This window comes from Methylobacterium sp. WL119, assembly GCF_008039875.1.
Classification (GTDB): Bacteria; Pseudomonadota; Alphaproteobacteria; order Rhizobiales; family Beijerinckiaceae; genus Methylobacterium.
In genome coordinates, this window is the sequence record NZ_VRUU01000141.1 from 1 (window position 1) to 9,968 (window position 9,968).

Below are 9,968 nucleotides of genomic sequence, written 5' to 3' on the forward strand. Positions count from 1 at the left end.
CCGGGCTGCAACGGCGCCGTCACCCGCGCCGCGCCCACCATCGCGCCCGGCGCGACTGACACGCCCGCATCCCCGCCCGCTCCCTCGCGCGCCTCCTGCGCCGCGACCACGACGCGATCCTCGGACGCCGACGCTCCGACGATGCCCGGCAGGCGCGGCGCCGGCAGCCCGGCGGCCTCCAGCAGCGCCAGGCCGCGCTCGCTGCGCAACACCCTGGCCGGGGCGCTCCCGATCCGCGGGGCCGGGCACGCCTCCAGCACCGAAGACGCGGTCAGCACCCGCCCCGGCGCCACGACGAGGCCGGTGCCGACGACGTTCGGGGCCGAGGCGACCTGCGGAGCACCCGAGCTCTGCGGAGCGCCCGACGCCGGTGGCGCGGCGGCCGGCGCGGTCGCGATCCGGGGCGCCTCGCCCGGCGTCCCGGGAAACGGCACGAAGCTGTTGGCGATGGCGATGACGAGGCGGTCGATCTCGCCCGCCTGCGCCGCCTCGTAGCCGATGGCGAAGCCGCGGATGCCCTCCGGCCCGGCGGCGTAGCGCACGTACGAGCGCCCCGAGGCGGTCTCGCCGGTGACGACCATGAAGTCCGGCCGCTTGAGCTTGTACGTCACCTTGCGGTCGGCGAGCGGCGCGGTCGCGCGGGTGAACAGCGCGTTGAGGTCGGTGCCGCCGGCGGGAAACGACCGGCTCTCCAGGGTCAGGCGCCCGTCGGCGCTCTGCCAGCGGGTTCCGCCGGGGACCGCGCTGCGCTTGGGCAGCATCCGCTCGGGCACGCCGAGCACCGCGCCGCTGGCGGGATCGGCCTGCACGGTGAAGCGCACGGCCTTCCGCGCCGCCTCGCCCGCCGCCAGGATCGCGGCGCGGCTGCGTGGATCGAGGGGGTCGCCGGCGTCGGTGCGGGCGCGGGCGGCGCTCAGCGCCTCGAAGGTCCGCCGGCCGAAGGCGCCGTTGACGACGCTGTTGTAGTCGGACGGCCGTCGTCACCGGGGCGGCCAGCGGCATCGGGCTCGCGGCGGCGCAGGCCTTCGCGCGGGCCGGCATGAACGTGTGGCTCGCCGACCTGCCGGGCGAGGCGCTCGAATCCGCCCGCGCCGCGGTGGCGAGGCTCGCCGCCGTGGAGGTGCGCGCCTTCGCCCTCGACGTCGGTCAGCGCCCGGCGATGGAGGCGTTCGCGCAGGCCGTCGCCGCCGGGGGGCCGCCCGCCCTGGTGATGCTCAACGCCGGCATCGAGGCGGGCGGCACGCTGTTCTCCGAGGAGGCGACCTGGCGCAAGATCCTCGACACCAACCTGTGGGGGGTGATCAACGGCATCCACGCCTTCGCGCCGGCGATGATCGCGGGCCAGAAACCCGGCGCCGTGATCGTCACCGGCTCGAAGCAGGGCATCACCACGCCGCCGGGCAACACGCCCTACAACGTCTCGAAGGCGGGCGTGAAGGCGGCGACCGAGGCGCTCGCGCACGACCTGCGCGGCCGCGACGGCTGCCGCATCTCGGCGCACCTGCTGATCCCGGGCTTCGTCTATACCGGGCTGGCCAGGGCCCGCGGCGTCGCCGAGAAGCCGCCCGGCGCCTGGACGCCCGACGAGACGGTGGCCTTCCTGCTGGAGCGGATGGCGCAGGGCGATTTCTACATCCTCTGCCCCGACAACGAGACCACCCGCGCCCAGGACGAGCGCCGGATCGCGTGGGCGGCCGGCGACATCATCGAGAACCGCCCGGCGCTCTCGCGCTGGCACCCGGATCATTCCGAGGCGTTCCGGCGGGCGATGGACGGGTAGGGCCCGGGCCGGCGCGCCCCGGCGCATCCTCCGCGCGGCCCGGCCCTCAGGCCGGGATGGCGGCGGCCAGCGCCGTGCTCGGGGGCGTCTTCGGGCGCGGCATGACGCTCGCCGGGCAGGGCGGCGGATCGTCGTCGTCGTCGCGCCGCTTCGGGCGGACATACGTGTGCAGGTCCGCGAGGCGGCGCAGGCGGCGCAGGTGGCGTGGCGCGGCGCGCCTCGTCCGAGCCGGGCCTGCCCGGCGGACCGCCCGGTCGAGCTCGCCCAGCGCCGCGAGGACGGCGTCGACCGAGACCGGCTCGGCCCGGCTGCCGACGAGGCACCGCATGCCGGGCGAATCCGCGAGCACGCAGGCATCCGACGCCCAAGACGCCAGGATCGCGCGCTTGTCCGCCCGCGAGAGCGCGGGGTGGGCCAGGACCTCCCGCGGGTGGCGGAACACGTCGCCGGGGGCGACGAGCGCCTGCCAGGCCTCGAACGAAGCCGGATGGGCGCCGCCGCAATCATGCGCGCCATCGGGGTTCATGGCGCCGGAACCGGGATTCATGGCGCCGGAACGGAAAAGCTGCGTCTCCCTCATCGATGATCCTCCTTCCTGATGCGCGATGGGATGGACACACGGGCCGGAGCCCCCGCGCGGGCCCGCAGGCCAGGGCGGCACAAGGTTCACGGCCGTCGGAATCGAGGCGCGCGCCGGGGGCTCAGGCCGCCTTGCGCCCGGTCTCGATCCGGCTCGGCGCGTCGTCCTGGCTCAAGGCGTCCCGGCTCACGGCGGCCGCCGTGCCGCCGATCGGGATGCGCCGCGGCTTGAGGGCCTCGGGCACCTCGCGCTTGAGGGTCACGGTGAGCAGGCCGTGCTCGAGGCTCGCGCCGACGACCGTCACGTGGTCGGCCAGCTCGAAGGTCTGGCGGAACGTGCGGGTGGCGATGCCGCGATGCAGGATCCGGCGCTCGTCCTCGGGCGCCTTTCGCCGGCCGGCGACCAGAAGGCTGGCGCCGTGCTGCGTCAGCTCGATCTCGCCGGGTGCGAAGCCGGCGACGGCCATGGTGATGCGATAGGCGTCGTCGGCCACCCGCTCGATGTCGTAGGGCGGCCAGGTCGACGACGCCTCGGCCTGCGCGGCTCGGTCCAGCATCGCGAACAGGCGGTCGAAGCCGACGGTGGATCGGTAGAGCGGTGCGAAATCAAGGGTCCTCATGACCACATCCTCCTGGGAGCAACGTGATGACAAGGGTCGCCGGATGCCTTCCGGCGCCCGTGGGCGAGCCTTCGAACGGCCTCGCGCGCAGAAAATGCGAACACCGCGATCCGGTTCCCGGCCGGCTCCGAAAAATTCTCCTGGCGTCCGGCGTGCGATGCCGGGGGAGGGGGCCCGAACGCCCGGCCTCGCACGGACCCGCCGACGAGCTGCGGGACGGCGAGTCGGGGTCGCCGGCATGCGCTTCCACCGATGCAACCGGTAGGTTGTAGCAGGTGACGGCATCCGTATTCGCGCGGCCGCTTCGGCGTGCGCGCAACACTTCGTCGGTAGCGCGGGCTTAACCGCTTGCCGCGTAGAGGATGAACACCGCGTCCGAGAGGAAAAACTCGGTCTTGCGCCGTCATCCCGGGGCTTTCGAATGCGTACCGTCGTCGATCTACGCCTGATGACCAAGCTCCTGCTGGTCTTCGCGGTCATCATCGGCGCGGCCGGCCTCGCCGCGCTGGTGAGCTGGCGCGGCCTCGGCTCCGTCGAGGAGGCGCAACGGTGGCGCGATCACACCTACCGGGTCCTGGAGCAGGTCGAGGCGCTGACCACCGCCATGGTCAACCAGGAGACCGGCCTGCGCGGGTACCTGCTGAGCGCCGAGCCGAGCTTCCTCGAGCCCTACCGGGCCGGCACCAAGGCCTACGCCGATGCCCTCGCCCGGATCCGCGCGCTGGTCTCCGACAACCCGGCGCAGCTGCAGCGCCTGGGCGCGCTCGACCAGGACGCCCAGGCCTGGCACGACGGAATCGCCGAGCGCGAGATCGCGCTGATGCGCGACGAGCCGACGCGCGGCCAGGCGCGGCAGCTCGCGATCTCCGGCGCCGGCAAGGCGGCGATGGACCGGCTGCGCCTGAAGGCCGCCGAGATCGCGACGATCGAGCGGAGCCTGCTGGACGACCGGGCGCGGATCGCCGAGGCCGCCGGCGCCGGCTCGCGTCAGGCCGTCCTCGTCGGGCTCCTCGCCATGCTCGCCGCCGCCGCCTTGGGCGCGCTCCTGGTGAACTGGGCGGTCTCGCGCCCGATCCGGGCGATCACCGACCTGATGGGCCGCCTCGCGCGCGGCGACACCGGCGCCGAAATCCCGTTCCGGGACCGCCGCGACGAGGTCGGGGCGATCGCGGGCGCCGTCCAGGTCTTCAAGGACACCCTGATCCGCACGCAGGCGCTGGAGGCCGAGACGGCGCTCGCCCGCGCCTCGGCCGAGGAGCAGCGCAAGGCCGGCATGCGCCAGATGGCCGACGGGTTCGAGCAGGCGGTCGGCGGCATCGTCGGGCGGGTGTCGTCCTCGGCCGGCGCGCTGCAGGCCACCGCCCGGACCATGACGGCCACGGCGGCCGGGACCGCCAGCCAGTCGACGACGGTGGCCGCCGCCGCCGAGGAGGCGGCCGTCAACGTCAACACCGTGGCCGCCGCCGCCGAGGAGCTCGGCGCCTCGGTTCAGGAGATCGGCCGGCAGGTCTCGGGATCGACCGACCTGGCGCAGCGCGCCGTCGCCGAGGCCGACGATACCGCCGCCCTGGTGCAGGACCTTAGCGCCGCGGCCGGGAAGATCGGCGACGTGATCGGCCTGATCTCCAACATCGCGAGCCAGACCAACCTGCTGGCGCTCAACGCGACGATCGAGGCGGCGCGGGCCGGGGAGGCCGGCCGCGGCTTCGCGGTGGTCGCCGTCGAGGTGAAGGAGCTCGCCGCCCAGACCGCGCGGGCCACGCAGGAGATCTCGGACCAGATCGGCCAGATCCAGGGCGCCACCGGGCAGGCCGTGCACGCGATCGGCTCGATCGCGGCGCGCATCCGCGAGATCGACATGGTGGCGACGACGATCGCGGCCGCCGTCGAGCAGCAGGGCGCGGCCACGCAGGAGATCGTGCGCAACGTCGGGCAGGCGTCCAGCGGGACGAACGAGGTGACGAGCAACATCGCGGGCGTGGCGCGCGCGTCCGAGGACACCGGGGCGGCCGCCAGCCAGGTGCTAGCCTCCGCCTCCGAGCTGTCGCGCCAGTCCGAGCACCTGACCGCGGAGGTCGCCCGCTTCCTGGCGACGGTCCGCGCCGCCTGACCGCCCGGCCCCGCGGCGGCCCTCCGGGCGGGGCCTCGGGGCGCGACGCCCGTGCCAGAACGCGGCCGAGGCCGGGCCGGTCGCGCTCCGGTGGCGCGAGCGATGGCGCCTGGCGGCCAGACGACGATGTGAGCCCGTTCGGCCCATGGCCGGTGTGGGAGGGAAGCGGGCCCCGACCTCTCGCTTTGACACGGACGGCCCGGTGTCGCCCGAAAGTGGTCGTTCAGATCACAGTCAGCGCCTCCCGTAAGCACCCGTTCGCCGGCCTCATCGCGACCTCGGTTCGGGGTGAAAAGCGAGCGCCATAGCTCGGCCGAGGAGCAATCCCTCGGCGACCACTGAAGGCGCACGTGCCATAAGGGGGCATGGCCCCTGAAATGTCCTCCGATGAGCCGAAGCGTGCGATCACGTCCTCGGGCAACTGCGAAACTCACGACCTCACGGTCTTCGACACGCTCAATGAGGGGTGTCACCGACCCAGCAAGAGGACGTCCGAGCGCAGCCTCTGCCGCTTCGTACGGCGTCGGCGGGGCATGACGCGGTGAGCGACGCGATGGCCTTCCTGGCTGGCGGCGGTGAGGCCGCGCGCCTCATCAGCGGGTGCGACTGGTCGGCCCATCCTCTCGGCTCCCCCGAGACGTGGCCGCAATCTCTCAAGACCGCGCTCTCGCTGGTCCTGAACTCGCCCGAGAGCATGATCCTGGCCTGGGGGCCGGACCTGCACTTCTTCTTCAACGACACCTATTCCCGCCTGCTCGGCCCCCGGGTGGCCTGGGCCACGGGCGAACGTTTCGACAGGGTCTGGGCCGACGCCTGGGAACAGGCCAAGCCCATCATCGAAGACGCCTTCGCCGGGCGCAGCCATCGCTTCGAGGACCTTCCGTGGAAGCTCGATACCGACCGGGGGGCGGCGCAGACCTGGTTCTCCTTCTCCTACTCGCGGGTGCTCGATGCCGACGGCAGGATCGCGGGCCTGTTCATCTTCGCCGACGAGACCACGCAGCGGGTGCTGACCGACGCCGCGCTCAAGGACAGCCAAGAGAGCCTGGAACGGGCACTCGGCGAGGTGCGCAGCCTGAACGCGACCTTGGAACAGCGCGTGGAGGAGCGCACGAACGAGCGAGACCTGATGTGGGACACCGCTCCCGACCTGATGCTGATCATCAACTTCGAAGGCGTCTTCCAGCGGGTCAACCCGGCATGGACCCGCCTGCTCGGCTACGAGCCGCACGAATTGGTCGGGCACCACGTCAACGAGTTCGTCCTGGTGGAGGACCACGTGGAAACGGTTGGTGCCTATACCGAGGCGGCCGAGGGCGGGATGCCCCACATCGTCAACCGCTACCGGCACAAGGATGGCTCGACGCGCTGGATCTCATGGACCGCCGCCCCGGCCGGAACGCTGACCTATGCGACCGGGCGCGACATCACCGAGGCCCGGGAAAGGCAGGCCGAGCTGGAGCAGGCACAGGAGGCCCTTCGCCAATCCCAGAAGCTGGAAGCCGTCGGCCAGCTCACCGGCGGGGTCGCGCACGATTTCAACAACCTGCTGACCATCATCCGCTCGTCCGTGGACTTCCTTCGACGACCGGACCTGCCAGAAGTGCGCAAGGATCGGTATCTCAACGCCGTCTCCGATACGGTTGAGCGCGCGGCCAAGCTCACCGGCCAGCTGCTCGCCTTCGCACGCCGGCAGACCCTCAAGCCAGAGGTGTTCGACGTCGGCGAGAGGATGCGCGGGATCGCGGAGATGCTCGATACCGTGACGGGCGCACGCGTCCACGTGGTCGCGGAGGTGCCCGATGCGCCCTGCTTCGTCCGAGCGGATCTAAGCCAGTTCGAGACCGCGCTCATCAACATGGCCGTCAACGCGCGCGATGCCATGGACGGGGAGGGAACGCTCACCCTGCGCCTCGGATGCCGGACGGTCCTTCCCGTCATCCGCGGCCATGCCGGCTCGCGCAAAGCCTTCGCCACGGTCTCCCTCGTCGACACGGGTTCAGGCATCCCCCCGGACCTGCTCAGCCGGATCTTCGAGCCGTTCTTCACAACCAAGGAGGTCGGCAAGGGCACGGGGCTCGGCCTGTCGCAGGTATTCGGCTTCGCCAAGCAGTCGGGCGGCGACATCGACGTTGCCAGCACCGTCGGGGAAGGCACAACCTTCACCCTCTACCTGCCGGAAGTCGAGCAAGAGGAGGTCCAGGACCGTGTCCGCGGGCCCGACGGGGGTCAGACGCCGCTCGGCACGGGGCAGCGCATCCTCGTCGTTGAGGACAACATCGGCGTCGGTCAGTTCGCGACCCAGATCCTTGAGGACCTGGGTTACCGACCGACCTGGGCAGCCAACGCCGAGGAGGCGCTGGACCGGCTAGGCGGCAATGGCGCAGGCTTCAACCTGGTTTTCACCGACGTGGTGATGCCAGGCATGGGTGGCGTAGAGCTCGCCAAGGCACTGCAGCGGCGGTTGCCGCACCTGCCGGTGGTCCTGGCATCCGGCTACAGCCACGTGCTGGCGCAGGAGGGCACGCACGGGTTCGAGCTGCTGCAGAAGCCGTACTCGGCAGTGCAACTGGGCGACATCCTGCACCGGCTCCTCGGCCTTCAAGCGAGGGGTTCGGTCTAAGCAGGCTCGGCTTCCGGCTTGGTCGGTGTGTTCAAGACCCCGCTATGTCCGCTTCGATGCACCTGTCGTCCGAAAGCGGACGGGCAGAGAACCACCCGACCCGGTCTGACGTGCCGGGCTACCGGTCAGCGGACCGTCCGAGGTTCTGCAAAGCGTCGGACGCGGACCGTCCATCCCGCCCGAGGGTCCGGCTGCCGCCCGCCGCAGAACGCGGCGCCGACGGGCGGGCCCGCCCGCATCCCGCCCCCTCGGGCCAAATCCGCGCCGCGCTGCACCCGATTCACCGAACCCCTTCCCGATCCTCGCGGCCGACGCCACATCCGGGTATGGTCGATTCGAGCGATCGGGAGGACGTGCCGTGTACACTGTGAAGGCGAACGACCATGCGGGGCGCCCCGCGACGTTCGCGTGCGGGACCGCCGACCAGGCCCTGGAGAAGACCTGGGAGCTGGCCCGGCGCGGCTTCAAGGACATCGTCGTGACCGACCCGAAGGGGCACGCCTCGAACGCGGCCGCCTTCGAGCGCTCGCTCGACCTGGCCTGAGGCGGGCGGCGGCGCGGATGGCCTATCGTCACGACGACCCGGATCACGACCACGGGCACCAGCACGGGCACGACCACGGCGCGCTGTCCCCCGTCGAGGCGCGGGTGCGGGCGCTGGAATCGATCCTGGTGCAGAAGGGCTACGTCGAGCCGGCGGCGCTCGACGCGCTGGTCGAGCGCTACGAGACCCGGGTCGGGCCCCATCTCGGGGCGCAGGTGGTGGCCCGCGCCTGGGTCGATCCGGCCTATCGCGCGCGGCTGCTGGCCGACGCCACGCCGGCGATCGCCGAGCTCGGGATCGGCGGGCGCGGCGGCGAGCACATGGTGGTGGTCGAGAACACGCCGCACGCCCACAACCTCGTCGTCTGCACCCTGTGCTCCTGCTACCCCTGGCCGGTGCTCGGCCTGCCGCCGGTCTGGTACAAGGCGCCGCCCTATCGCGCCCGCGCCGTGATCGACCCGCGCGGCGTGCTCGCCGAGTTCGGGGTGCGCCTGCCCGAGACGACGCGGATCACCGTGTGGGATTCGACCGCCGAACTGCGCTACATGGTGCTGCCGATGCGGCCCGCCGGCACCGAGGCCTTCGACGAGCGCCGCCTCGCCGGCCTCGTCACCCGCGACGCGATGATCGGCACCGGCCTGCCGGGCGTCCCGGCATGAACGGCGGCCAGGACCTCGGCGGGATGCACGGCCTCGGCCCGGTCGCTCCCGAGCCGAACGAGCCGGTGTTCCACGCCGATTGGGAGAAGCGCGTCTTCGCGCTCGCCATGGCGATGGGCTTTACCGGTGCCTGGACCCTCGACGGCAGCCGCGCCGCCCGCGAGTCGATGCCGCCGGCCGACTACCTGCGCGCCAGCTACTACGCGATCTGGCTCGACGCCCTCGAGCGCCAGCTCGCCGCCCACGGCCTCGCGCGGCCGGAGGAGATCGCCCGCGGCGTCGCCGATCCCGATCCGGCGCCGGTGGCGCGGGTGCTCACCGCCGACATCCTGGAGCCGCGCTACCGCGCCGGCTTCCCGAGCGACCGGCCCGCGCCCGCGCCGGCGCGCTTCGCGGTCGGCGACGCGGTGACGATGCGCAACATCCACCCGCCGACCCACACCCGCCTGCCGCGCTACGTCCGGGCCAAAAGCGGCACCGTGCTGCGCGTCCACGGCGCCTTCGTCCTGCCCGACACCAACGCCTGCGGGCAGGGCGAGAACCCGGACTGGCTCTACACCGTGGCCTTCCCGGCCGCCGAGCTCTGGGGCGAGGATGCCGACCCGAACGGGCGCGTCACCGTCGCGGTGTTCGAGCGCTACATCGCGGGCGGCGCCGCATGAGCGAGCCCGTCGCCCCGTTCTCGGCACCCTGGGAGGCGCAGGTCTTCGCGATGGTGGTCGCGCTGCAGGATTCGGGGCTGTTCACCGGGGCCGAGTGGGCCGACGCGCTCGGCGCCGCGATCCGCCCGGCCGACGGCCCGGAGGCGCCGGCCGATTACGGCCGCTGGCTCGCCGCCCTGGAGACGATCCTCGCCGCCCGCGGCATCGCCGACGGCCCCGCCCTCGACGCCCGCCGCGACGCCTTCCTCCGCGCCGCGGAGGCGACCCCGCACGGCCTGCCGATCGTGCTGGAGAACGACCCGCTGTTCCGGCGATGACGCCGCAGGAGGACGACCGCGACCGTGGTGCGCTTCCTGCGCCCGCCCCGCGAGGGGAGGCCATGATCCCCACC

General features: G+C 72.8%; 8 protein-coding genes and 2 pseudogenes. 7 read left to right on the forward strand and 3 right to left on the reverse strand.

Going from position 1 to position 9,968, the window contains the following annotated elements:
• A pseudogene (locus FV227_RS26355) lies at nucleotides 1–821 on the reverse strand (serine protease); the annotation flags it as partial.
• 146 nt (nucleotides 822–967) lie between these two features.
• On the opposite strand from FV227_RS26355, the pseudogene FV227_RS26360 reads away from it, so the two are divergent.
• Nucleotides 968–1,780 (forward strand): annotated as a pseudogene (locus tag FV227_RS26360) (SDR family NAD(P)-dependent oxidoreductase); the annotation flags it as partial.
• 46 nt (nucleotides 1,781–1,826) lie between these two features.
• On the opposite strand, the gene FV227_RS26365 reads toward FV227_RS26360, so the two are convergent.
• Both FV227_RS26365 and FV227_RS26370 read right to left on the reverse strand, forming a co-directional pair.
• A complete protein-coding gene (locus FV227_RS26365) occupies nucleotides 1,827–2,306 on the reverse strand; it encodes a hypothetical protein (RefSeq protein WP_147860276.1) in 480 nt (159 codons plus the stop codon).
• 175 nt (nucleotides 2,307–2,481) lie between these two features.
• Nucleotides 2,482–2,979, reverse strand: coding sequence for an Hsp20 family protein (locus tag FV227_RS26370; protein ID WP_147729722.1), 498 nt, complete (start codon nucleotides 2,977–2,979; stop codon nucleotides 2,482–2,484).
• A 421-nt stretch (nucleotides 2,980–3,400) separates the two neighbouring features.
• Here FV227_RS26370 and FV227_RS26375 point away from each other — a divergent pair, with 421 nt between their 5' ends.
• The 6 genes from FV227_RS26375 to FV227_RS26400 all read left to right on the forward strand — a co-directional run bounded on the left by FV227_RS26375 (nucleotide 3,401) and on the right by FV227_RS26400 (nucleotide 9,894).
• On the forward strand, nucleotides 3,401–5,089 hold the full coding sequence (locus FV227_RS26375) for a CHASE3 domain-containing protein (protein WP_147860277.1): 1,689 nt from the start codon (nucleotides 3,401–3,403) through the stop codon (nucleotides 5,087–5,089).
• 553 nt (nucleotides 5,090–5,642) lie between these two features.
• Complete coding sequence (locus FV227_RS26380) at nucleotides 5,643–7,712, forward strand: PAS domain-containing sensor histidine kinase (protein WP_147729399.1); 2,070 nt, start codon at nucleotides 5,643–5,645, stop codon at nucleotides 7,710–7,712.
• A 358-nt stretch (nucleotides 7,713–8,070) separates the two neighbouring features.
• Nucleotides 8,071–8,256, forward strand: coding sequence for a hypothetical protein (locus tag FV227_RS26385; protein ID WP_147729728.1), 186 nt, complete (start codon nucleotides 8,071–8,073; stop codon nucleotides 8,254–8,256).
• Between the two features lie 17 nt (nucleotides 8,257–8,273).
• Nucleotides 8,274–8,915 (forward strand): nitrile hydratase subunit alpha, encoded by a 642-nt coding sequence (gene nthA / locus FV227_RS26390; protein ID WP_147729729.1) that lies wholly within the window; start codon nucleotides 8,274–8,276, stop codon nucleotides 8,913–8,915.
• On the forward strand, nucleotides 8,912–9,577 hold the full coding sequence (gene nthB / locus FV227_RS26395) for a nitrile hydratase subunit beta (protein ID WP_147729730.1): 666 nt from the start codon (nucleotides 8,912–8,914) through the stop codon (nucleotides 9,575–9,577). Before nthA ends, nthB begins: the two co-directional genes overlap by 4 nt.
• Entirely contained in the window at nucleotides 9,574–9,894 is a 321-nt protein-coding gene (locus tag FV227_RS26400; RefSeq protein WP_147860278.1) for a nitrile hydratase accessory protein, read from the forward strand. The genes nthB and FV227_RS26400 overlap by 4 nt, the downstream gene beginning before the upstream one ends.
• Nucleotides 9,895–9,968: the final 74 nt, after the last annotated feature.